Origin of the sequence: Cellulomonas chengniuliangii, assembly GCF_024508335.1 — a bacterium.
GTDB lineage: Bacteria > Actinomycetota > Actinomycetes > Actinomycetales > Cellulomonadaceae > Cellulomonas_A > Cellulomonas_A chengniuliangii.
Window position 1 is genome coordinate 973664 of the sequence record NZ_CP101988.1, and the last position, 22250, is coordinate 995913.

Sequence of the window (22250 nt, forward strand, 5' to 3'; positions counted from 1 at the left end):
CCGACCACTACGGTGGGACCATGACCCTCGCCGCCGATCAGATCGCCGCCCTGCCCAAGGTGCTGCTTCACGACCACCTCGACGGCGGACTGCGGCCGGCGACCATCGTCGAGCTCGCGGGGGTGGCCGGCCACCCGCTGCCGACCACGGACCCGCAGGAGCTGGGACGCTGGTTCGTCGCGGCTGCCGACTCCGGCTCGCTCGAGCGGTACCTCGAGACCTTCACGCACACCGTCGCCGTGATGCAGACGGCCGACAACCTGCGGCGGGTCGCCCGGGAGTCGGTGCTGGACCTGGCCGCGGACGGCGTCGTCTACGCCGAGCAGCGCTACGCTCCCGAGCAGCACCAGCAGGGCGGCCTCACGCTGCAGCAGGTGGTCGACGCCGTGCAGGAGGGGTTCGCCGAGGGGGTGGCCCAGGCCGCCGCGCAGGGCCGCCGGATCCAGGTCGGCACGCTGCTCACCGCGATGCGGCACGCGGACCGAGGCGACGAGATCGCGGCGCTCGCACTGGCGAACCGTGATCGGGGCGTGGTCGGCTTCGACATCGCCGGCGCCGAGAAGGGCTTCCCGCCCTCTCGGCAGGCCTCCGCGTTCGGCGCCCTGCGAGCGGCCAGCTTCCCGGTGACCGTGCACGCGGGCGAGGCGGACGGCCTGCAGTCGATCGCCGAGGCGCTGCACGTCGCTGGCGCCCTCCGGCTCGGCCACGGCGTGCGGATCATGGACGACATCACCGTCACGACCGGCCTGGACGGCGCTCCGGGCGCCCGGCTGGGGCGGTTGGCGCAGTGGGTGCTCGACCGGCAGATCCCGCTCGAGCTGTGCCCCTCGTCGAACCTGCAGACAGGCGCGGCGGAGTCGATCGCCCAGCACCCGGTGACGGTGCTGCGGTCGCTGGGCTTCGCGGTCACGGTGAGCACCGACAACCGCCTGCAGTCCGGCACCACGCTGACCCGCGAGCTGGCCCTCCTGGCCAAGGAGGCGGGCTGGACCCTCGACGACGTGCGGGACGTGACCGTCACCGCCGCCGAGCACTCCTTCCTCGCGCTGCCGCAGCGGCGCGAGCTGATCGACCGGGTGATCCTCCCGGCGTATTCGCAGAACGGCAGCGGGAGGCACCGCGCATGACCCACCACATCGACCCCACGACCCTCGCCCAGTACGTCGACCACACCCTCCTCAAGCCCGAGGCCACGGCGCAGGACGTCGCCGACCTCGTCGCGGAGGGGCAGCGGCTGGGCGTGTACTCGGTGTGCGTGTCGCCGTCGTTCCTCCCCCTCGACGCGGGCGGCCTGAAGGTCGCGACCGTGTGCGGCTTCCCGTCCGGCAAGCACCACAGCGAGGTCAAGGCCGCCGAGGCCGCTCGCGCGGTGGCCGACGGCGCTGACGAGGTCGACATGGTCATCGACGTGGGCGCCGCGAAGGCCGGCGAGTTCGCCGCGGTGCAGGCTGACATCGCGGCTGTCCGGGCGGCCACGCCGGCCCCCGTCGTGCTCAAGGTCATCATCGAGTCCGCGGCGCTGACCGACGAGGAGATCGTCGCGGTGTGCCAGGCCGCCGAGGCCGCGGGCGCGGACTTCGTCAAGACCTCGACCGGGTTCCACCCCGCCGGCGGCGCCACGGTGCACGCCATCGAGCTGATGCACGCGACCGTCGGGGGGCGGCTGGGCATCAAGGCCTCCGGCGGCGTCCGCACGAGCGCCGACGCGCTGGCGATGATCGAGGCGGGGGCGACCCGTCTGGGCCTGTCGGGCACCGCGGCCGTCCTGGCCGGCCTCGAGGCCGACGCGGGCTACTGAGCTCCTGCCAGACGGCTAGACGGCTAGACCGCTGAGACGGCGGGCTCCCCGAGGGGAGCCCGCCGTCTCTTTGGGTGCTGTCCGAACCCGCTGACCTCGCGACGCGTTCGCCCCTCGGCGCCAGGCGCACCTCCAGGGACTGTCCCAGCGCCGCCACCCGATCTGCGCGCAGAGTGGCGTCCACCATGTGACACGCACCGGTGGCGGGGGAGCGCGGGATCGGCTCGGACGGCCCCACCGCCATGTGCCCACGGGCATAGTGGATGCCATGTCCGCCCAGATACGCCTGCTGGAGGTCCCCTACGACTCGGGCTGCCGGGATGTGCGCCTCGGCGCCGGCCCGACCGCCCTCGTCGCCGCAGGTGCTGCTCAGCGGCTGGCCCGCCACGGTGCTGTCGTCGACCACGGGCGCATCCGGCTCGCAGCCAACCCCGGTCCGACCGTCGAGGCCGCCGCGGGCGCCGAGGTGATGCGGCTCGTCGCGCAGGACGTCGCCGCCCACGCCGGCCACCTGCCGGTGGTGCTCGCTGGCAACTGCGGGGCGACGCTCGGAGTCGTCGCCGGCCTGCGTGCCCTCGCGCCCGAGCGGTGCGTGGCGGTCCTGTGGTTTGACGCCCACGGCGACCTGCAGACGCCCGCGACCTCGGCGACCGGGTTCTTCGACGGCATGAGCCTGGCGATGACCACGGGTCGGTGCTGGGAGGAGCTCGCCGCGAGCGTGCCCGGCCACGCGCCGTTGCCCGACGACCGCACGGTGCTCGTCGGCGGCCACCAGGTCGACGAGGCCGAGCGCCGGCTCCTGGATGGCCCGGGACCGACGTGGTTGACCGTGGCCGACGTCCGGGCGGGTCGGGCGGGGAGCGTGCTCGACCGGGTGGCCGCGCACGCGGACGCGGTGCACGTGCACGTCGACCTCGACGTGCACGACACGTCCCTCCCGCCGGCGAACTCCTTCGCCGCGCCGGGTGGCCTCACGCCCGACGAGGTGCGCGCCACGGTGCTCGACGCCGTCGCCCGGCTCCCGCTCGCGTCGGCGACCGTCGCCTCGTGGGACCCGACCCACGACGTCGACGACCGCATGCGCGACGCGGCCCTGGGCCTGCTGGAGCTCCTGGGCGCGCCGGCTCCGACCCGGTGAGCCCGGACGACCACCTCACCCGGCCACCGCCGGGACGCGCGCCGGGCCACCTCGTCGGCGTCCGCGAGCGACTCAGAACGGCCCAGCAGACCCCGGAGAACCACGAAGCTCCCGGTCAGACAACCCTGACCGGGAGCTTCGGTGCTGCTCGAGCGGTTCCCTCCGGAACCACCTGTCTCCTCGCGTGCGGGCCCGGTCAGGCCCCGGTGATGCCCAGCGCCGCCTCGGTGTCGCGGCGCACCGCGTCGAGCCGATCACGCGCGTGCCGCCGAGCGCTCATGACCTTCGGCTCGCTCGCGTGCTCGCCGACCTCGACGATCACCTCGAGGTAGCACTTGACCTTCGGCTCGGTGCCGCTGGGCCGCACGATGACCCGGGTGCCGTCCTCCGCGAGCAGTCGCAGCCCGACGGTCGGCGGCAGGCCGCCGCGCTCGGCGTCGGTGCCCGCCTCCAGGTCGACGACCTTGGTCACCGGCGAGCCGCCGAGGGTGGCCGGCGGGTTGTCCCGCAGACGCGCCATCGTCGCGGGGATCTGGGCGAGGTCCGTGAACCGCACCGAGAGCTGGTCGGTCATGTGCAGGCCGTGGTCGCGGGCCAGGTCGTCCAGCACCCCGAGGAGGGTGCGGCCGTCGGCCTTCAACGTGGCCGCGAGCTGCGCGATCACGAGCGCCGCTGAGATGCCGTCCTTGTCCCGCACGTGCGCCGGGTCGACGCAGTACCCGAGCGCCTCCTCGTACCCGAACACGAGGCCGTCCACGCGGGAGATCCACTTGAAGCCCGTGAGGGTCTCCTCGTGCCGGGCGCCCGCGGCCTGCGCGATCTGCGACAGCAGCCGCGACGAGACGATCGAGTTCGCGAACACGAGCTCGCGCTCGTCCGGCGTGCTGGCGACGAACGTGCCGGCGCCCGCGATGCGGCCCGCCGCCAAGGCCCCCAGCAACGCGCCCACCTCGTCACCCCGCAGCATCCGCCAGCCGTCGGCCGCGGCGGTGTCCGGCCCGCGGTAGGAGCGCGACATCGGGTCGTCGACGGCGACCGCACACCGGTCGGCGTCCGGGTCTAGGGCGAGCACCAGGTCCGCCGACTCCGCCGCCGCGAGGCCGAGCGCGTAGTCCATCGCGCCGGGCTCCTCCGGGTTCGGGAAGGCCACGGTGGGGAAGTCGGGGTCGGGCTCGGCCTGCTCCGGCACCAGGGTCACGTCGCCGAAACCGGCGGCCGCCAGGACGCGCGTGGCCACGGCCCCGCCCACGCCGTGCAGCGGCGTCAGGACGACCTTGAGCCCGCTCGCCCGCATCCGCGCAGCGTCGCTCGGGTCTGCCAGCGTCAGCACCGACGCGACGTACGCGTCGAGCACGTCAGGCCCGAGCACCGTCCAACCGGAGTCCGCGCGCGGCACGGACGCGACGGACGTGACGCGGGCGATCTCGGCGGCGATGGCCGCGTCCGCCGGCGGCACGATCTGCGAGCCCTGCGCCCCGCCCCCGGCCGCGCGGCCGCCCAGGTAGACCTTGTAGCCGTTGTCCTGCGGGGGGTTGTGGCTGGCGGTCACCATGACCCCGGCCTCGGCTCCCAGGTGCCGCACCGCGAAGGCCAGCACGGGCGTCGGCAGCGCGGAGGGCAGCAGCAGCGCCTCGATGCCCGCGGCCGTCATGACGGCCGCGGTGTCACGCGCGAAGTCCGCGGACCGGTGCCGCGCGTCGTACCCGATGACCACCCGCGGGGCGGGCTTGGCGCCCGGCAGCTGCGCGTTCAGGTACCCGGCCAGGCCCGCGGCGGCCCGGATCACCACCGCGCGGTTCATCCGGTTCGGGCCTGCGGCGATGGCGCCCCGCAGTCCGGCGGTGCCGAACTGCAGGGTCCCCGCGAAGCGGTCCTCGAGCTCGGCGCGGGCCTGCTCGACGTCGGCCGAGAGGCGCTCCTGCTCGGGGGTCAGCGGCCTGCCCGAGCCGCGCACGGCCTCGACCTCGTCCAGGGACGTGGTCGCCCGCGCGAGCAGGTCGGCGAGCTCGGCCGCGGTGCTGGGATCTGGATCGTCAGCGATCCATGCGCGAGCCTGATCCTGGATCTCGGGCCATGTGTCGGCGGTCGCCATGACGCTCAATCTACCGACGTGGTCGTCGACGCGTCGTCCAGGCGTCGCACGATCGAGGCGAGGAGGGCGCTGATGCGCGGGCCGGCGGCCTGGCCGGCCTCGATGACCTCCTGGTGGGACAACGGCACGGGGCTGATGCCGGCGGCCAGGTTCGTCACGAGCGAGAGCCCGAGGACCTCCATGCCCGCCTGACGCGCCGCGATCGCCTCGAGGGCGGTCGACATGCCCACCAGGTCGCCGCCCATCCGGCCGGCCATGGTCACCTCGGCGGGGGTCTCGTAGTGCGGCCCGCGGAACTGGACGTAGACGCCCTCGGCGAGAGTCGGGTCGACGGCGCGCGCGACCTGGCGCAGGCGCTCGGCGTACAGGTCGGTGAGGTCGACGAACGTCGCGCCCTCGAGCGGAGAGGTGGCGGTGAGGTTGATGTGGTCGCGGATCAGGACGGGCGTGCCGGGCGCCCAGTCGAGGTTGAGCCCCCCGCAGCCGTTGGTCAGCACGACGGTGTGCGCGCCGGCGGCGGCGGCGGTGCGCATCCCGTGCACCACGCGGCGCACCCCGCGGCCCTCGTACAGGTGGGTGCGCGATCCGATCACCAGCACGTGGCGGTCTGGCGCGCCGTTCTCGCCGGCGACCCGGATCGAGCGCGTGGTGCCCACGTGCCCGGGCACGGCGGGGGCCGAGAACCCGGGGATCTCGTGGCTGGGGACCTCGGCGATGGTCTCCCCGAGCAGGTCGGCGGCGCCGCCCCAGCCCGAGCCGAGCACGAGGGCGATGTCATGGCGCTCGACGCCGGTGGCGCTCGCCAGATGGGCGGCGGCGAGCCGGGCGACGTCGAAGGGGTCGGTGCGGGGGTCGTCGAGTTCAGGCATGCCCCGAGGCTAACCGCCATCGAGGGTCGAGCCCGCACACGGGGGACGCGCGGGGCAGGGCCGGCCAGGGCGTGCCGCCACGGCGCCGCCCGAGGGCGCCCGTGAAGGGACCGAAGACCCAGACACGCCGGGTCGAGGCCCCCCAGGTCGGGCGCCACGGCACAATGGGGGCGTGAACACCCCCATCCACGACCTGCAGGCCAGCCGTGTCGTCGTCATCGGCGGCGGCCCCGGAGGATACGAGGCCGCGCTCGTCGCACGACGGCTCGGCGCGCACGTCACGGTGGTGGAGCGCGCCGGGCTCGGCGGCGCCGCGGTGCTCACCGATGCGGTCCCCTCGAAGACGTTGATCGCCACAGCGGAGTGGATGACCATCGCGGACCGCGCCCCGGACCTGGGCATCCGCTTGGACGTGCCGGGCGTCGCCGACGCCACGCTGCCGGAGCACCGCCACCCGACCGAGTCTGACCGCCACCACGTCGACCTCGACGACGTCAACGCCCGGGTCCTCGCGCTCGCCGCGGCCCAGTCGCAGGACATTCGCGCACGCCTGGACCGCGAGGGCGTCCGGGTACTGCTCGGCACGGCACGGCTCGACGGACGGCAGCGGGTGATCGCGCAGGAGAACGGCGGCGGCGAGCACACGCTCAAGGCCGACGTCGTGCTGGTGGCGACCGGCGCCACCCCCCGCGTGCTGCCCGACGCCCAGCCGGATGGCGAGCGGATCCTCACCTGGACCCAGCTCTACGACCTGAAGGCCCTCCCAGAGCGGCTCGTGGTGGTGGGCTCGGGCGTCACGGGAGCCGAGTTCGCTGGCGCGTACGTCTCGCTCGGCTCTGACGTGGTGCTGGTCTCCAGCCGGGACCGGGTGCTACCGGGGGAGGACGCCGACGCGGCCGAGCTCATCGAGGAGGTGCTCTGCAGCCGTGGGATGACGGTCATGGCGCGCTCCCGGGCGCAGTCCGTGCGACGGACGGCAGACGGCGTGCTGGTCACGCTCACTGATGGACGCACCGTGGAGGGCTCGCACGCGCTGATGGCCGTCGGCTCGGTTCCCAGCACCGCCGGGCTGGGGCTCGAGGCCGCCGGGGTGCGGCTGACGCCGAGCGGGCACATCGAGGTCGACAAGGTGTCGCGGACGTCGGCGCGGGGCGTGTACGCGGCGGGCGACGTGACGGGGGTGCTGCCGCTGGCCTCGGTGGCGGCCATGCAGGGCCGCATCGCGATGTCGCACGCGCTGGGCGACGCCGTGGTCCCGCTCTCGTTGCCGGGGGTGGCCGCGAACATCTTCACGGCGCCCGAGATCGCGACGGTCGGTGCCAGCCAGGCGGCGCTCGACGCGCGGGGCGAGGTCTATGTGACGAGCATGCTGCCACTGGCCCACAACCCCCGCGCCAAGATGCTCGGCCTGCGGGACGGCTTCGTGAAGCTCTTCGCCCATCCCACCGGGCAGGTGCTCGGAGGAGTGGTCGTGGCGCCGCGGGCCAGCGAGCTCATCTTCCCGATCACGCTCGCGGTGACGCACCGCCTCACCGTGGACGACGTGGCGAGCGCGTTCACCGTCTACCCGTCGATCACCGGGTCGATCGCCGAGGTGGCGCGGATGCTGCACAACGTCCAGGAGGGCTAGGCGGCTCAGCCCGCGGGCCGCACCCGGGCCACGATCGGCAGGTGGTCGGACGAGCCGAGCCCGGTGAGCACCCGCACGTCGCTGAAGGCGACCTGCGCCCCCAGCACCCAGTCGATCCGCACCTGCGGGTCGTCGCTGGGGAACGTGAGGGCGTCCGCGTCGCCCGCGGAGTCGATCGCGCTGGACCAGCCCGCGTCCTCCAGGAGCTCGATCTCGGGCCATCCCGGCTCCGCGTTCAGGTCGCCCGCGATCACGGCGGGCTCGCCGCCGTGCGGGACGGCCGCCAGCAGCGTCTCGAGCTGGTCGATGCGCGTGGGGGTGTTCTCCTCACGGTGCTGCAGGTGGACGGACGTCAGCCGGATCGGGTCGCCGCCGGCGAGTGTCACGGTGGCCGTGATCGCAGACCGCCGCTGCGGGCCGGCGCCGATCGGCAGCGCGGTGGCCACCTGGTCGGCCAGCGCGGACCGGGAGAGCAGGGCATTGCCCATCTGCGCGTCCGCCGCCGGAGCGTAGGCCAGCTCCATGCCGAGCCGGTGCGACAGCCACGTGGCCATGTCAACGCCACCGCCCAGCACCCAGCCGCGGGAGACCTCTTGGAGCGCGACGACGTCGGGGTCCTGCTGCTCGATCACCGTGGCGATGCGCTCGAGGTCCACGTCAGTGGCCGGCTCGACGCCGTAGTGCAGGTTCCAGCTGAGCAGCACCAGCTCGTCGGAGCGCGCCCGCTCCGACGAGGCTGATCCTGGGCTCGACGGGACCCAGCCCACCAGCGCGAGCACCACGGCCGGGATCACCAGCAGCCGGAGTGCGTTGGCCCGCACCGGGTTCGAGCGCGGGGCCTCCGGCTCCGGCTCGGAGGCCCTTGGATCCGTTCCGGGCGGCGGGGGAAGCCTGCGGCGGAGGCCACCGCACGCCAGCGCCACACCGGCGCCGACGAGCACCCACGCGTTGTCGATCCCCAGGGGGACGTCGTAGTCCACCAGGTACAGCGCGAGCGGGAGGATCAGGGCGAGGCCCACGACGGCTCCGGCGAGCGTCATCCGCACACCGCCCCGCGGAGCGGGGCGCCGGGTGCTGAGGGCGGTCACGAGGACGACAGGCGCGGCGACGCCGAGTGCCGCGACGGCGACCAGGGCGCTGGTCCCCTGGGTGAGGAAGGCGGCGAGCAGCGCGAGGGGTGTGGTGACGGCCGCCAGCACACGGGTCTCGCCGTTGAGCCGCTGCGGGTCGAGCATCAGCCACACCGCGACGGTGGAGGCACCGACGACGACCAGCCCGGCGACGTCGAGCCGCGACCCGGACTGGGAGGCGGCGAAGGCCGGGTTGGCGAGCACCATGACGGCGATCGCGAGGAACGGGCCGAGCACCCATAGGCGGCGAGGGCGCATGTCCACGACCTCGTGGCGCACGACGCGGGCCACGGCGACGGTCCCGAGCACGAGGGCCACGGTGATCGCCCACCCGAGCGGGCCGTGCCGCCAGTAGGCGTCCCAGGTGCCCAGCGCGAGCTGCAGGGCAGCGGCCAGCCCGGCGCCCAGGGCCAGCCCGATGGCGGCCTCCCGGGCTCCGTGCCGCCGCCCTGCGACGAAGGCGACCGCGAGCGTGAGCGCCGCCACGGCCACGGCGGCGGTCCCGAGGCCGACAGCGAACCGGGCGGCGCCCTCAAGGGCTTGGACCGCGAGGCGGGCCACCCCGAGCAGCAGAGCACCCGCGAGCACGGTGCGGCCCGACGGGGCGCCGGCGGCGAGGCGGCCGGTCCCGAGCAGGAGGGCGGCGACCACCAGTCCCACCGCGGCGTAGGTCGTGAGGGCCGTGACGCCAACCGTCACCACGCCCGAGGCGAAGGCGCGGTCGAGCAGCGGCCCGCTCGCGCGGACCGCCTCGATGGCCAGGACGGAGAGCAGTGCGACGAGGACCACCCGGGTGGGGGTCCCGGCGTCGGGAGGGCTGGTGCGGTCAGGGCTCGTCACGGCCGCCACGGTACCTCGCGGCGGACGCGGGCCGGGACGAGGGCCCAGGTCAGCGAGCACCGCCGTGCTGGCGCGTGACGCCGTGTCAGGCCTGGCGGCGAGCCCTCCCAGGGCTGGGCGGCTATTCCTCGAGCCGGGCGCGCAGCAGCGGCCAGGCGCGCCCGAACTCGCCGAGCAGCGGCAGGCCCTCGACCTCGTCGACGGGCGCCCAGCGCACCTCGAGGCTCTCCGCGTCCGTGGCGGCGGGCTCGAACGGGGCGATCGCGCGGGCGAGCACCGTCGTGTAGCCCCACGGCCCGTGGTCGAGCAGGTGCTCGCCGACCACCCGCACGGCGGCTGGATCGATGCCCGCCTCCTCGCCCGCCTCGCGCAGCGCCGCGGCGGCGGCGGTCTCGCCCGGCATCCGGGCCCCGCCCGGGACGCCCCACGTTCCGCCCTCGTCGCTCCACGTCGCGCGGTGCTGGAGCACGATGTCCGTGACCGGCCCGTGCGCGGGGCGTGCGACCAGCAGCCCGGCGGCGCCGTGCAGCCCCCAGTGTCGGCGCCCGCAGTCGCACTCGACCCACCCGTCGCCCGGCTGGGGGTGGTGCGCCTTGCGGAGACTGTCCGGCCCCATGGTCGTCAGCCGACGATGTCGCAGATCGCTGTGCCGGCGCTGACGCTCGACCCGACGCCCGCCGACAGCCCCGTGACGCGCCCGGCGCGGTGGGCCAGCAGCGGCTGCTCCATCTTCATCGCCTCAAGGACCACCACGAGGTCGCCCGCTGCGACCTCGGCGCCGTCGGCCACGGCCACCTTGACGATCGTGCCCTGCATGGGCGAGGCCAGGGTCACGCCGTTGGACCCGACCGCGCGGGCGGCGGCGCGCCGCACCGGGCGCCGGTTGGCCGTGGCCGGCCGGCCCGTGCCCACGCTCCGTGCGAGCGAGGCGGGGATGACCACCTCGAGCCGCTTGCCGCCGACCTCGACGATGACCCGCTCGAGCGCCACCGGCTCGTCCTGGGCCTCCGACGGGGCGCCGTTCGACGCGGGCGCGCCGGGCGCGGCCAGCCCGGGCAGCCGGTGGGCGAACTCCGTCTCGATCCAGCGGGTGTGCACGCTGAACGGGACGGCCGGGTCGGCCGGCGCGAACGCCTCGTCCTCGAGCACCGCCCGGTGGAACGGGACGACGGTGGGGATGCCGACCACCTCGAGCTCCGCGAGGGCGCGGCGGGCCCGTTCGAGGGCCTGCGACCTCGTGGCCCCCGTGATGATGAGCTTGGCGATCATGGAGTCGAAGGCCCCGGAGACCGTGTCGCCCTCGACCACCCCGGAGTCGACCCGCACGCCGGGCCCGGACGGGAAGCGGAGCGTGGTCAGCCGCCCGGGGGCGGGCAGGAAGCCCGCCGACGGGTCCTCGCCGTTGATCCGGAACTCGATCGAGTGCCCGCGGGTCTCCACATGGTCGTACCCCAGCGGCTCTCCCGCGGCGATGCGCAGCTGCTCGCGGACCAGGTCCACGCCGCTGATCTCCTCGGTGACCGGGTGCTCGACCTGCAGGCGGGTGTTGACCTCGAGGAAGGACACCGTGCCGTCCACCCCGACGAGGAACTCGCACGTGCCGGCGCCCACGTAGCCCGCCTCGCGCAGGATCGCGACCGACGACGTCACGAGCTGCTCGCGCTGCTCGGCGGTGAGGAACGGCGCGGGGGCCTCCTCGACCAGCTTCTGGTGGCGGCGCTGCAGCGAGCAGTCGCGCGTCGACACCACCACGACCGTCCCGTGCGCGTCCGCGAGGCACTGGGTCTCGACGTGGCGGGGGGAGTCCAGGTAGCGCTCCACGAAGCACTCGCCGCGCCCGAAGGCGGCCGTGGCCTCGCGCACCGCCGACTCGAACATCTCGTCGATCTCCGACGCGTGGCGGGCGACCTTGAGGCCGCGGCCGCCGCCGCCGAACGCCGCCTTGATCGCGACGGGTAGCCCGTGCTGCTCGGCGAAGGCGTGGATCTCGCTGACGTGGGCCACCGGGTCGGGGGTGCCGGGCACCAGCGGCGCGCCGGCGCGCAGCGCGATGTGGCGCGCGCTGACCTTGTCGCCGAGCTGCTCGATGGCGGTGGGGGGCGGGCCGATCCAGACCAGCCCCGCGTCGATCACCGCCCGCGCGAAGTCGGCGTTCTCGGCGAGGAAGCCGTAGCCGGGGTGCACGGCGTCGGCGCCGGCGCGGCGCGCGACGTCCAGCAGCTTGCCGATGTCCAGGTACGTCTCCTGGGCGCGGGAGCCGTCGAGCGCGAATGCCTCGTCGGCGAGGCGCACGTGCAGGGACTCCCGGTCGGGGTCGGCGTAGACGGCGACGGAGCCGATGCGGGCGTCCCGGCAGGCCCGGGCGATGCGCACGGCGATCTCACCGCGGTTGGCGATGAGGACCTTCGAGATGGCAGGCACGGCTCACCGTAACGCGAGCCGCGTCGGCATCTCCGCCGTGCCACGCTTCCCGGCCGAAGATTGGGGAACTGCCCAGTCAGGTCGCGGGGCAGTTGTAGGGATCCGACGAGGACGTGGACGACGTGTCCGCTCCGCCCGGCGCCGATTGTCAGATGCGGACAAAGGCAGCGCGCAGCGCGGCTCAGGAGGGCTGCGGCGCGGGCGCCGTGCCCGGGCGCCACAGCTCGGGGATCAGCACGCCGACCTCGGCCAGCAGCTCGCGCAGCAGCGGCAGGCTCAGCCCCACCACCCCGTGGTGGTCGCCCTCGACGCCCGTCACGAACGCGCCGCCCAGCCCGTCGAGCGTGAAGGCGCCCGCGACGGCCAGCGGCTCCCCGGTGGCGACGTACGCGTCGATCTCGGCGTCGGAGAGGTCCGCGAAGTGCACGACCGTGGAGGACACGGCCCCGAGGGTGCCACCGGTGCCGGAGCCGCCCTCGGCCTGCGAGGTGCGCTCGTCGATCAGCCAGTGCCCCGTGTGCAGCTCGCCGGAGCGCCCGCGCATCGCCCGCCAGCGCTCTGCCGCGTCACGGGCGTCGCGGGGCTTGCCCAGCACCTCGCCGTCGATCTCCAGCATGGAGTCGCACCCCAGCACCAGGAGGCCGTCGGGGCCGTGGCCGTCCTCGGGCGCCGCGCCCAGGTCCTCGGCGGCGAGCGCGCGGGCGACGTCCTCCGCCTTGGCCTGCGCGAGGACGAGCACAGCGTCCGCGGGCTCCAGCGCGCCGAATCGCTCGCGCGCCGCGGCGAGCACCGCGTCCTCGTCCACCTGCGAGACGCGGACGAGGGGGTCGATGCCGGCGGCCGTGAGCGTGGCGAGGCGGGCGGGGGAGGCGGAGGCGAGCAGCAGTCGGGTCACGGCCAGCGAGCCTACCGACCCCCGGCTGGGGGCGAGGCGATGGTGGACCGGGTCGACGGCTCGTTATCGTCGAGGCTGTCCGGCGGCTCCCGACCCGGGGACGTACGTCCCCACCGCGGGCCTCGGAACACGACGATCATCGGAGAAAACCGTGCGATCCCGACCCGACCCCGAGGACCCCGACGCCATGACCGACCTGATGGAGCCAGAGACCCGGCCGATGAGCCGCCTGCGCGCGTTGCGCCACTCCCGCGGCTGGATCTTCGGCACGATGCTGTTCTCCGCGCTCATCAGCCTGACGGCCTCCTTCGTGCTGTCGGTCGAGGCGCTGGCGCTCGCGGCCGACCCCTCCGCCGAGCTCTCGTGCGACTTCAACGCCGTGGTGAGCTGCGGGACCGTCGGCCTGTCCTGGCAGGCCAGCCTCCTCGGCTTCCCGAACGCGTTCCTGGGCCTCATCGCCGAGTCCGTGGTGATCACTATCGCGGTGGCCAGCCTGGGCGGGGTCCGGTTCCCGCGGTGGTTCATGTTCTCCGCGCAGGTCGTCTACACGATCGGGCTGGTGTTCGCGTACTGGCTCTTCCAGCAGTCGATGATGGTGATCGGCGCGCTGTGCCCCTGGTGCCTGCTCGTGACGCTGTCCACCACGCTGGTGTTCGCGACGCTCACGCACTTCAACATCCGGGAGGGCAACCTGTACCTCCCGCCGCGGGCGCAGCGCAGCGCTCGGGAGTTCGTGGACGCCGACAACGACGTCATCATCGTCGCGGCCTGGCTCGTCGTGCTGGTGGCGCTGGTGCTCCTCAAGTACGGGGCCGCGGTCTTCGCCTGACCCGGCCCTCGCCCTACCCGCCGCACGCAGCAGCGCCCGCCCTCGGAGACGAGGGCGGGCGCTGCTGTCTGTGCGGGAGGTCCTCAGACCAGGGCGGACCGCAGCACGTCGAGCGGAAGGGCTCCCATGCCCAGGGCCCGGGCGTGGAACTGGCGCAGGTCGAAGACCTCGCCGCGGCCGGCGGCGGCCGTCGCGGCGTCGTCGCGGGCCTGCTCCCACAGGCGCTGGCCGATCTTGTACGACGGCGCCTGGCCCGGCCAGCCCAGGTAGCGGTTCAGCTCGAAGCGCACGAACTGCTCGGGCATGTTGACGTTGGCGCGGAGGAACTCCCATGCCTTGTCGGCGTCCCACGTGCCCCCGCCCCAGCGCGCGGGCGCGGGGAGGCCCAGGTGCACGCCGATGTCGAGCACCACGCGGGCGGCGCGCATGCGCTGGCCGTCGAGCATGCCGAGCCGGTCGCCCGGCGCGTCCAGGAACCCGAGGTCGGCCATGAGCCGTTCGGCGTACAGGGCCCAGCCCTCGCCGTGTCCCGAGACCCAGCAGCCCAGCCGCCGCCACGAGTTGAGGGTCGCGCGGCTGTGCACGGCCTGCCCGACCTGCAGGTGGTGGCCCGGGACGCCCTCGTGGTAGACGGTCGTCTTCTCGCGCCACGTGTTGAAGGTGGTGACCTCCGGCGGCACCGACCACCACATCCGGCCCGGGCGCGTGAAGTCGTCGCTCGGCCCGGTGTAGTAGATGCCCCCGTTCTGCGTCGGGGCGATCATGCACTCGAGGGTGCGCACCGGCCCCGGGATGTCGAAGTGGACGCCGTCCAGGGCCGCGATGGCCGCGTCCGACGTCTCCTGCATCCACGCCTGCAGCGCCTGCGTGCCGTGCAGCACCAGCGCCGGGTCGGCGTCCAGGTCGGCGACGGCCTGCTCGACCGTGGCGCCGGGCCCGGAGATCTGCGCCGCGACGCGCTCCTGCTCGTCGATCACCCGGGCGAGCTCCTCGAGGCCCCACTGGTAGGTCTCCTCGAGGTCCACCGTGGAGCCCAGGAAGTAGCGCGACCACAGCGAGTAGCGCTCGCGGCCTGCAGCGTCCGCCTGCGGCGCCTGCGGGGCCAGCTCGTCGGAGAGGAAGGAGGTGAGGGTGGCGTACGCCTGGCGCGCGGCCTGGGCGCCCAGCTCGAGCTCGCCGCGGATGGCCTGGCACGCGGCCGAGCCGTCGAGAGCGGCGTCGACCGTGGGGCCCTGGACCAGCCCGGTGAAGAACGACGTGGACGGGTCGGCGAGCTCGGCGGCCTGGGCGACGGCCTCACGCACCTGGCGCACCGCCGCCACCCGGCCGCGGCTCGCGGCCTCGCGCAGGGACTCCACGTAGCCGTCGACGGCGCCGGGCAGCGCGTTGAGGCGGGCGGCGATGTTCTCCCACGCCTCGGGGTCGCCCGTCGGCATGATGTCGAAGACGTCGCGCAACGCCTGCACCGGCGACGCGATGTTGTTCAGGGAGGCCAGGAGCTCGCCCGCCTCGTGCAGCTCGAGCTCGAGGCCCAGGCGCTCGCGCATCGCGGCGACGGTGACCTCGTCCACGGAGTCCGACGGCGCGTGGGCGTCGAGGGCCACCAGCGTCGCGCGGGAGGCCTCGGCGCGGGCCTCGTGGCCCGCAGGCGAGAGGTCCGTCATCTCGTGGTCGTGGCCCGCGATGCCCATCGAGGTGGCGTCGAGCGGGTCGAGCTGGGCGGCCATCGCGACGTGCGCGTCCGCGATCGCGTCGATGGGGGACGGGTCGCGATGACCCAGCTGTCCGTTCAGGGAGGAGGTCGTGGTCACCGCGGCACCTTATCGCGCCGCCGGGACGCTCAGGGGTGCAGGCTCCACCGCCAGGCGTCGCCCGCGCGCGACGGGGCAGCCCCCGGCCCGCGCAGCGAGCGGGAGCGGTCGGACCAGGCCGGCGCGTCGTCGTCGCGGAGCGAGACGAGCCCTCCGGGGGCGTCCTGCTGCCGGGCCGCCACGATCCCGGCGACCAGCGCGGCCAGCTCGGCCTCGTCCGGGTCGCCGCGCAGCACGTGCACGTGCGCGGCCGAGCGGGCGACGCCGTCGAGCGGGGCGGAGGTCACTCGTCGTCGCCCTCCTCGTCCAGGTCGAACACCACCGGCACTCCCCGGGACGTGCCCCACTCGCTGACGTCGAAGCCGCTGCCGATCAGGCGCTGGGCGATCTCCTCGCCGGCGTCGTCCACGATGCCGAGCACCGAGTCCATCGACAGGTCGCTGGTGCCCTGCGGGGGCCCCACCACGAAGCCCAGGTGGAACGTGTCTGTGCGGCTATGCGGGGCCGCCTCGTCCTCGTCGTCCCACGTCATGCCCGTGAGGTCCGAGTGCAGCCCGAGGCGCTCGTGCAGCAGGTCGTAGAGCGACGCGTTGAGGCCGGCCACGCGTGACTCGAGGGCCAGGATGCGCGGGTCCTCGTCGGCCTCGTGGGCGCCGAACTCCGCCCGCACGCCCACCGCCGTGTCGACGTAGTCGCGCAGGGCGGCGGCGAGGTCGTCGACCACCGCCCGCAGCTCGGCGGGATCCACCCCGCCCAGCGGCTCGCTGCTGTGCGAGGCCTGGTCGTGCTCGTGCTCGTGCTCGTCGTGGCCGGTCACAGGGGGATGTTCCCATGCTTCTTGGGCGGCAGGCTGGCGCGCTTGGTCCGCAGCAGGCGCAGGGCCTTGGTGATCTCCGAGCGGGTCTGCGCGGGCGCGATCACCGCGTCCACGTAGCCGCGATCGGCGGCGTCCCACGGGTTCACGATCGCCTCCTCGTACTCGCGGGTCAGCCGGGCGCGCTCCGCCTCGACGTCGCCGCCCGCGTCCGCCACGGCCTTCAAGGCGCCGCGCTGCAGGATGTTCACCGCGCCCCCCGCCCCCATGACCGCGATCTGCGCCGTCGGCCATGCGAGATTCACGTCGGCGCCGAGCTGCTTGGACCCCATCACGATGTACGCGCCACCGTACGCCTTGCGGGTGATCACGGTCACGAGCGGGACCGTGGCCTCGGCGTACGCGTAGATGAGCTTGGCGCCGCGCCGGATGATGCCGTTCCACTCCTGGTCGGCGCCGGGCAGGAACCCGGGCACGTCGACGAACGTCAGGACCGGGATGTTGAACGCGTCGCAGGTGCGCACGAACCGCGCGGCCTTCTCGGCCGCGTTGATGTCCAGGGTCCCGGCCATGGACAGCGGCTGGTTGGCGACCACGCCCACCGGGCGGCCCTCGACGTGGCCGAAGCCGATGAGCACGTTCTGCGCGTACATCGGCTGCACCTCGAGCAGCACCCCGTCGTCCAGGACGTGCTCGACCACCGTGCGCATGTCATACGGCTGGGCGTCCGAGTCCGGCACGAGCGTGTCGAGCTCGAGGTCCTCGTCGGTCACCGACACCTCGGTCTCGTGCGGGAACACGGGCGGGTCGGTGAGGTTGTTCTGCGGCAGGTACGAGAGCAGCGAGCGCACGTAGTCGAGCGCGTCGTCCTCGTCGGAGGCCATGTAGTGCGCCACCCCGGAGCGGGTGTTGTGGGTCGTGGCGCCGCCGAGCTCCTCGAGCCCTACCTCCTCGCCCGTGACCGCGCGGATCACGTCCGGGCCGGTGATGAACATGTTGGACGTGCCGTCCGCCATCACGATGAAGTCCGTGAGGGCGGGGGAGTACACCGCGCCGCCCGCGCTCGGGCCCAGGATCAAGGAGATCTGCGGGATGACCCCGGAGGCCGCGACGTTGCGCCGGAAGATCTCCGCGAACTGCGTGAGGGCCGCGACGCCCTCCTGGATCCGGGCGCCGCCGCCGTCGCTGATGCCGATCAGCGGCACCCCGGTGCGCAGGGCCAGGTCCATGACCTTCGCGATCTTCTGCCCGTGCACCTCGCCGAGGGAGCCGCCGAACACGGTGAAGTCCTGCGAGTAGAGGGCGACGGGCCGGCCATCGATCGTGCCGTGGCCCACCACCACGCCGTCGCCGGGGACCCGCTTCTTGTCGAGGCCGAAGTTCGTCGAGCGGTGCCGCACCAACGCGTCGATCTCGGTGAACGAGCCGGGGTCGAGCAGGGCGTCGATGCGCTCGCGGGCGGACTTCTTGCCGCGCGCGTGCTGCTTCTCGGCGGCGGCGTGGGCGGCGTCGTCGCCGGCCCGGTGGCGCTGCTCGAGGTCGGCGAGGCGGGCGGCGGTGGAGCCGGGGACCTGGTCGGTCGTTGCGCCAGGCGAGGTCGGGTCGGTCTGCGTCACCCGACCGAGACTAGAGGGCACGACGGGTCCGGCACGTGCAGGCCGGTGACCGGGATGCGCGCGTCCTGTCGTCGGGTTCCCACAACACGGCGCATGGAGCGCGCCTCGCGGCCCGGGCGGCGCGTCGTCTGGGCTGCCCACCGTCTGGGCTGCCCACCGTCTGGGCTGCCCACCGTCTGGGCGCCCGGCGCTCGGCGAGCCATGATGGGCCCATGCATGGAGGACCGATGGCTGAGCAGACCGAGCGCCTGCCATTGCGGGCAGCCGTCCTGCGCGACCTGCTGCTGGCCCCGGCCGGCCCGCTGGCGCGCGTGGAGGTGGTCGAGCGCGCCGGGTCGACGAACACGGACCTGGTCGCGGCCGTGCGCGCCGATCCCGACGCGTGGCCGGACGGCAGCCTCCTCGTGGCGGACCACCAGGAGCAGGGACGGGGCCGGGCCGGCCGCACCTGGGAGACGCCGCCGCGCGCGGCGCTCACCGCCTCGTTCGCGTTGCGGCCCACGGCGCCGCCGGAGTCGTACGGATGGATCCCGCTGGTGGCCGGGCTGGGGGCGGTGCACGCGCTGCGCGCCACCGCCGGTGTGGCGGCCATGCTCAAGTGGCCGAACGACGTGATGGTCCGGGCGTCCGACGGCAGCGAGGTTCCGGGGTGGGGCGACCTGCGCAAGCTCGGCGGGGTCCTCACCGAGATGGTGCGCACCCCCGCCGGCGACGTGGTCGTGGTGGGCCTGGGGATCAACGTCTCCCAGCGGCCCGACGAGCTGGTGACGCCGAGCGCGACGTCGCTCGTGGCAGCGGGCTGCGCGCACCCGGACCGCGAGCTGCTGCTCGTCGCCCTGGTGTCCTCGCTCGCGGAGGTGCTGGGACGGTGGCGTGCGCACGGGGGTGACGCCGCGGCCGCCGGGCTCGCCGACGAGGTCGTGTCGGTGTGCGCGACCATCGGGGACCGCGTGCGCGTCGAGCTGCCGGGCGGCGGTGAGGTGGTCGGCCTGGCCAGCGGGCTGGACCGGGACGGCGGGCTCGTGGTGGTCGACGACCACGGGGACGAGCACCACGTGCTCGCTGGTGACGTGCGCCACATCCGGGCAGCCGGGTGATCTACGCTCGACCCCGTGGCAGCGGACAGGGTCGAGCATGACGCGGACGGAGCGTCGGGGCGCTCCTCGACGCTGGACGGGCTGGACGACGCGCTGCTCGGCGGCCCGCGCACGCTGACGCTGCGGGACCTCGCCGAACAGGTCGGCATCGACCTCGACCTGGTGCGGTTGTACTGGCAGACCCTCGGGCTGCCGCACCCCGCGGCGGACGAGGTCGTCTTCACGCAGCAGGACGCGGAGGCGGTGCGCCGCTGGGCCGACCTGCAACGCGAGCACGGCGTGGACCGGCGGACGGCCATCTCGCTCACCCGGGCCCTGGGCCACACCAGCGACCGCCTCGCCCTGTGGCAGGTGGAGGCGCTTGTGGAGGACCTCAGCCGCCGGCACCAGCTCGACGACACGTCGGCGCGGCTGCTCGTCCTGGACCGCCTGGCCGACATCGCGCCGCTGCTCGAGTCCCAGCTGGTGCACTCGTGGCGGCGACAGCTCGCGGCCATCGCCGGCCGGCTGTCGGCGGAGTTCGCCCATCAGCGTGACGAGCGGCCCGACCCGACTGCACTGCCGCTCGCCCGGGCTGTCGGCTTCGCCGACATGGTCTCCTTCACCCGCCGCACTGCGGGGCTCGGCTCGACGGACCTCTCCGAGTTCGTCCAGCGCTTCGAGTCCGTCGCCCGGGACGTGGTCACCGACGCCGGTGGGCGGGTGGTCAAGACGATCGGTGACGCGGTGCTGTTCGTCGCGGACGACGTGGAGACGGGCGCGATGGTCGCCCTCGGCCTGGCCCGCGTGCTGGGCGGCGAACTCGACGTCGAGCGCGAGAAGGAGGCCGGAGGCCTGGCCGAGGGCGCCCGGGGCGTCACCCCCGTGCGCGTCGGCTTCGTCTGGGGGCGGGTGCTGTCCCGGTTCGGGGACGTGTTCGGGCCGTCCGTGAACCTCGCGGCCCGGCTCACGGACATCGCCGACCCCAGCTCGGTGCTCACCGACGGCTCCACGGCGGCGCTGCTGGCAGACGACCGGCGGTTCCGCGCAGTGCAGCAGCCGACGCGTGACCTCGCGGGCATCGGGCCCATCGCGCCCGTGCTGCTGAGCGAAGCCTGACCAGCGGGCGACGCGCCGGGCGGGCGCGCCCGGCGGCTCACCGGCGTGGGAGGGCCGTCAGGGGGCGGGGGTGGACGGCCCTTGGGGCTCGATGAGCTCTGGCCCGTTGTTGCCGACCTTGTTGACACGGGTGGAGACCTCCGTGGCCACGAGCTCGGGGGCTGGGGCCCGCAGCAGGTCGGCGGCGTCCTCGGCGCCCACGGCGGGGTCGAGCCACGCGTCCCACGCGTCGGGGCGCAGCATGAGCGGCTGCCGGTCGTGGATGTGCGCGAGCGGCTCGCTCGCGTCGGTGGTGACCACGGTGGTGGTCACCAGCCACCGGGCGGGGTCGTCCGCGGCCTTGGACGGGTCGCGCCAGAACTCGTAGAGGCCGGCCAGGGCGAGCGGCTCGTCGACGGCTGGGTGGATGTAGAAGGGCTGCTTGGCCTTGGTCAGCGCTCCGGGGCGCGGGCGCAGCCACTCGTAGTACCCGTCGGCGGGGAGCAGGGCGCGGCGCTGGGCGAAGGCCTTGCGGTAGGCGACCTTGTCGAGGAGGGTCTCTGCGCGGGCGTTGATCATCCGGTTGCCGACAGACGGGTCCTTGGCCCAGGAGGGCACCAGCCCCCACTTCGCGGCCTGCAGCTGGCGGGTGATCTCGCCGGTCTCGCGGTCGGCCCGCTCGACGACCATGCGCACGGGGTCGGTGGGCGCCACGTTCCACGACTCAGGGAGCAGGCGGGCGTCCTGGGCGACCTCGGCGATGCGGAACGCGTCCTCGAGGGCCTGGACCCGGCGGAAGGAGGCATATCGACCACACATCCCCCCAGTGTGACGGACACCGCCCACGACACGGTGTCGAATCGATTCGCTCCAGGGTGGGCCCGGTGCGAGCATGGAGGTGATGAACTCCCGCCCGACCCCCGCCCTGCCCCCTGAGCCGACCGGGGCGCCCGCCAGCACTGATGCCCCCGCCTACGTCCCCAACGCGAAGTACGTGCTGCTGCTGGGCGCCATGTGCGCGCTCCCCGCCGTCTCCACCGACATCTACCTCCCGTCGCTGCCCGACGTCGCGCGCGACCTGGGCGCCACGGCCACCGGCGCCCAGCTCACCATGACGGGGATGCTGCTCGGCGGCGCCGTCGGCCAGCTCGTCATCGGGCCGGCCTCCGACCGCCTCGGGCGGCGCCTGCCCGTGCTGATCGGCATCGCGCTGCACGTCGTCACGTCGCTGCTGTGCGCGCTGGCCCCCGGCATCGTGCCGCTCATCGCGCTCCGCGTCCTGCAGGGGTTCTTCAACGCGTCGGCCTCCGTGGTCGCGATGGCGCTCATCCGCGACCGGTTCGTCGGCTCCGACGCCTCGCGGCTGCTGTCCCGCCTCATGCTGGTGATCGGCGTGGCGCCGCTGTTCGCGCCAACCATCGGCGGCCTCATCGCCGGGTTCGCGGGATGGCGCGGTGTCTTCGTGGCGCTCGCGGTGTTCGGGGCGGGCCTGTGGGTGGTGGTGTGGCGGCGCATGCCGGAGACGCTGCCCGCCGAGCGGCGCCGCGACGGCGGCCTGCGCGCCGCGATCGCGGGCTACGCCACACTGCTGCGGGACCGGCACTTCGTCGCCCTGGCCGTGTTGCCCGGCTTCGGCGCCGCGGTGCTGATGAGCTACGTGGTCGGCTCGCCGTTCGTGCTGCGCGAGGGCTACGGCCTCAGCGCCAACCAGTTCGCGCTCATCTTCGCCGTCAACGGCGCCGGGCTCGTGCTCGGCGCGCAGGTCAACGCCTCGCTCGTGCGCCGGTACGCGCCCATCCGGATCATCCGCATCGTGCTGCCGCTCTCCGTGACCCTCACCCTCGCGCTGCTCGCGCTCGCGCTCACCGGGTTCGGCGGGCTCCCAGCACTGCTGGTGGTGATGTGGATGCTGCTCGCCCTGGTGAACTTCACACCGCCGAACGCCTCCGCGCTGGCGCTCGGCCGGCACGGCGCCATCGCCGGCACCGCGGCCGCGTTCATCGGCGCCACGCAGGCCGGGGTCTCCGGCACGGTCAGCCCCCTGGTCGGCGTGCTGGGCGGCGACGTCGTGGCCATGGCGGCGGTCATGGCAGGATCCGCGACCATCGGGTTCATCGTGCTCGCGCTGGCGACTCCCGCGTACCGTGCGGGCGGCTGGACCACCTAGGAGCCTGCCCGCGCGGCGTCGTCGTG

Annotated in this window: 19 protein-coding genes; 8 read left to right on the forward strand and 11 right to left on the reverse strand. The window is 74.4% G+C overall.

Going from position 1 to position 22250, the window contains the following annotated elements; translation table 11 throughout:
- Window positions 1-20 precede the first annotated feature (20 nt).
- The 3 genes from NP064_RS04590 to NP064_RS04600 all read left to right on the forward strand — a co-directional run bounded on the left by NP064_RS04590 (window position 21) and on the right by NP064_RS04600 (window position 2936).
- Window positions 21-1127, forward strand: coding sequence for an adenosine deaminase (locus NP064_RS04590; protein WP_227570841.1), 1107 nt, complete (start codon window positions 21-23; stop codon window positions 1125-1127).
- Window positions 1124-1798, forward strand: a complete 675-nt coding sequence (gene deoC / locus NP064_RS04595) for a deoxyribose-phosphate aldolase (RefSeq protein ID WP_227570840.1) — start codon at window positions 1124-1126, stop codon at window positions 1796-1798. Before NP064_RS04590 ends, deoC begins: the two co-directional genes overlap by 4 nt.
- A 268-nt stretch (window positions 1799-2066) precedes the next feature.
- On the forward strand, window positions 2067-2936 hold the full coding sequence (locus NP064_RS04600; protein WP_227570839.1) for an arginase family protein: 870 nt from the start codon (window positions 2067-2069) through the stop codon (window positions 2934-2936).
- A gap of 196 nt (window positions 2937-3132) precedes the next feature.
- Here the strand turns inward: NP064_RS04600 and NP064_RS04605 are convergent, their stop codons facing one another.
- Both NP064_RS04605 and NP064_RS04610 read right to left on the reverse strand, forming a co-directional pair.
- A complete protein-coding gene (locus NP064_RS04605; RefSeq protein ID WP_227570838.1) occupies window positions 3133-5028 on the reverse strand; it encodes a phospho-sugar mutase in 1896 nt (631 codons plus the stop codon).
- A gap of 5 nt (window positions 5029-5033) precedes the next feature.
- A complete protein-coding gene (locus NP064_RS04610; protein ID WP_227570837.1) occupies window positions 5034-5897 on the reverse strand; it encodes a purine-nucleoside phosphorylase in 864 nt (287 codons plus the stop codon).
- Between the two features lie 172 nt (window positions 5898-6069).
- Here NP064_RS04610 and NP064_RS04615 point away from each other — a divergent pair, with 172 nt between their 5' ends.
- Window positions 6070-7527 carry an NAD(P)H-quinone dehydrogenase gene (locus NP064_RS04615; protein ID WP_227570836.1) on the forward strand — a complete coding sequence of 486 codons (1458 nt, stop codon included), beginning with the start codon at window positions 6070-6072 and terminating at the stop codon, window positions 7525-7527.
- A 5-nt stretch (window positions 7528-7532) separates the two neighbouring features.
- Here the strand turns inward: NP064_RS04615 and NP064_RS04620 are convergent, their stop codons facing one another.
- From NP064_RS04620 to NP064_RS04635, 4 genes are all read right to left on the reverse strand, one after another.
- Window positions 7533-9497 carry an endonuclease/exonuclease/phosphatase family protein gene (locus tag NP064_RS04620; RefSeq protein WP_227570835.1) on the reverse strand — a complete coding sequence of 655 codons (1965 nt, stop codon included), beginning with the start codon at window positions 9495-9497 and terminating at the stop codon, window positions 7533-7535.
- A 121-nt stretch (window positions 9498-9618) separates the two neighbouring features.
- Window positions 9619-10113: an NUDIX domain-containing protein gene (locus NP064_RS04625; RefSeq protein ID WP_227570832.1), complete on the reverse strand. Its 495-nt coding sequence runs from the start codon at window positions 10111-10113 to the stop codon at window positions 9619-9621.
- 5 nt (window positions 10114-10118) lie between these two features.
- Window positions 10119-11918, reverse strand: coding sequence for an acetyl/propionyl/methylcrotonyl-CoA carboxylase subunit alpha (locus NP064_RS04630; protein WP_227570831.1), 1800 nt, complete (start codon window positions 11916-11918; stop codon window positions 10119-10121).
- Between the two features lie 181 nt (window positions 11919-12099).
- Complete coding sequence (locus NP064_RS04635) at window positions 12100-12813, reverse strand: Maf family protein (protein ID WP_227570829.1); 714 nt, start codon at window positions 12811-12813, stop codon at window positions 12100-12102.
- A gap of 151 nt (window positions 12814-12964) precedes the next feature.
- Here NP064_RS04635 and NP064_RS04640 point away from each other — a divergent pair, with 151 nt between their 5' ends.
- Entirely contained in the window at window positions 12965-13642 is a 678-nt protein-coding gene (locus NP064_RS04640) for a vitamin K epoxide reductase family protein (protein ID WP_227583927.1), read from the forward strand.
- An 83-nt stretch (window positions 13643-13725) separates the two neighbouring features.
- Here NP064_RS04640 and NP064_RS04645 read toward each other — a convergent pair whose 3' ends face one another.
- The 4 genes from NP064_RS04645 to NP064_RS04660 form a co-directional block, all read right to left on the reverse strand.
- Window positions 13726-15369: a DUF885 domain-containing protein gene (locus NP064_RS04645; RefSeq protein WP_227570866.1), complete on the reverse strand. Its 1644-nt coding sequence runs from the start codon at window positions 15367-15369 to the stop codon at window positions 13726-13728.
- A 113-nt stretch (window positions 15370-15482) separates the two neighbouring features.
- A complete protein-coding gene (locus NP064_RS04650) occupies window positions 15483-15740 on the reverse strand; it encodes an acyl-CoA carboxylase subunit epsilon (RefSeq protein WP_227570823.1) in 258 nt (85 codons plus the stop codon).
- Window positions 15737-16270 (reverse strand): hypothetical protein, encoded by a 534-nt coding sequence (locus NP064_RS04655; protein ID WP_227570822.1) that lies wholly within the window; start codon window positions 16268-16270, stop codon window positions 15737-15739. Before NP064_RS04655 ends, NP064_RS04650 begins: the two co-directional genes overlap by 4 nt.
- Complete coding sequence (locus NP064_RS04660) at window positions 16267-17883, reverse strand: acyl-CoA carboxylase subunit beta (protein ID WP_227570820.1); 1617 nt, start codon at window positions 17881-17883, stop codon at window positions 16267-16269. The genes NP064_RS04655 and NP064_RS04660 overlap by 4 nt, the downstream gene beginning before the upstream one ends.
- A 227-nt stretch (window positions 17884-18110) precedes the next feature.
- On the opposite strand from NP064_RS04660, the gene NP064_RS04665 reads away from it, so the two are divergent.
- Both NP064_RS04665 and NP064_RS04670 read left to right on the forward strand, forming a co-directional pair.
- Window positions 18111-18980 (forward strand): biotin--[acetyl-CoA-carboxylase] ligase, encoded by an 870-nt coding sequence (locus NP064_RS04665; protein ID WP_227570818.1) that lies wholly within the window; start codon window positions 18111-18113, stop codon window positions 18978-18980.
- Between the two features lie 15 nt (window positions 18981-18995).
- Window positions 18996-20078 (forward strand): adenylate/guanylate cyclase domain-containing protein, encoded by a 1083-nt coding sequence (locus tag NP064_RS04670; RefSeq protein WP_227570817.1) that lies wholly within the window; start codon window positions 18996-18998, stop codon window positions 20076-20078.
- A 57-nt stretch (window positions 20079-20135) separates the two neighbouring features.
- Here NP064_RS04670 and NP064_RS04675 read toward each other — a convergent pair whose 3' ends face one another.
- The gene (locus NP064_RS04675) at window positions 20136-20876 is read right to left on the reverse strand and encodes an SOS response-associated peptidase (protein WP_227570816.1); all 741 of its coding nucleotides are present in this window, start codon (window positions 20874-20876) and stop codon (window positions 20136-20138) included.
- A gap of 73 nt (window positions 20877-20949) precedes the next feature.
- Between NP064_RS04675 and NP064_RS04680 the strand changes: the two genes are divergently transcribed.
- Window positions 20950-22224: a multidrug effflux MFS transporter gene (locus tag NP064_RS04680; protein WP_372456421.1), complete on the forward strand. Its 1275-nt coding sequence runs from the start codon at window positions 20950-20952 to the stop codon at window positions 22222-22224.
- The last annotated feature ends 26 nt before the right edge of the window (window positions 22225-22250 follow it).

Excerpts from the sequence above, each read along its gene's own strand:
- NP064_RS04590 (WP_227570841.1), top strand. The coding sequence starts at position 21 with ATGACCCTCGCCGCCGATCAGATCGCCGCCCTGCCCAAGGTGCTGCTT.
- deoC (WP_227570840.1), top strand. The coding sequence starts at position 1,124 with ATGACCCACCACATCGACCCCACGACCCTCGCCCAGTACGTCGACCAC.
- NP064_RS04600 (WP_227570839.1), top strand. The coding sequence starts at position 2,067 with ATGTCCGCCCAGATACGCCTGCTGGAGGTCCCCTACGACTCGGGCTGC.
- NP064_RS04605 (WP_227570838.1), bottom strand. The coding sequence starts at position 5,028 with ATGGCGACCGCCGACACATGGCCCGAGATCCAGGATCAGGCTCGCGCA.
- NP064_RS04610 (WP_227570837.1), bottom strand. The coding sequence starts at position 5,897 with ATGCCTGAACTCGACGACCCCCGCACCGACCCCTTCGACGTCGCCCGG.
- NP064_RS04625 (WP_227570832.1), bottom strand. The coding sequence starts at position 10,113 with ATGGGGCCGGACAGTCTCCGCAAGGCGCACCACCCCCAGCCGGGCGAC.
- NP064_RS04645 (WP_227570866.1), bottom strand. The coding sequence starts at position 15,369 with ATGGCCGCCCAGCTCGACCCGCTCGACGCCACCTCGATGGGCATCGCG.
- NP064_RS04665 (WP_227570818.1), top strand. The coding sequence starts at position 18,111 with ATGGCTGAGCAGACCGAGCGCCTGCCATTGCGGGCAGCCGTCCTGCGC.
- NP064_RS04675 (WP_227570816.1), bottom strand. The coding sequence starts at position 20,876 with ATGTGTGGTCGATATGCCTCCTTCCGCCGGGTCCAGGCCCTCGAGGAC.
- NP064_RS04680 (WP_372456421.1), top strand. The coding sequence starts at position 20,950 with ATGGAGGTGATGAACTCCCGCCCGACCCCCGCCCTGCCCCCTGAGCCG.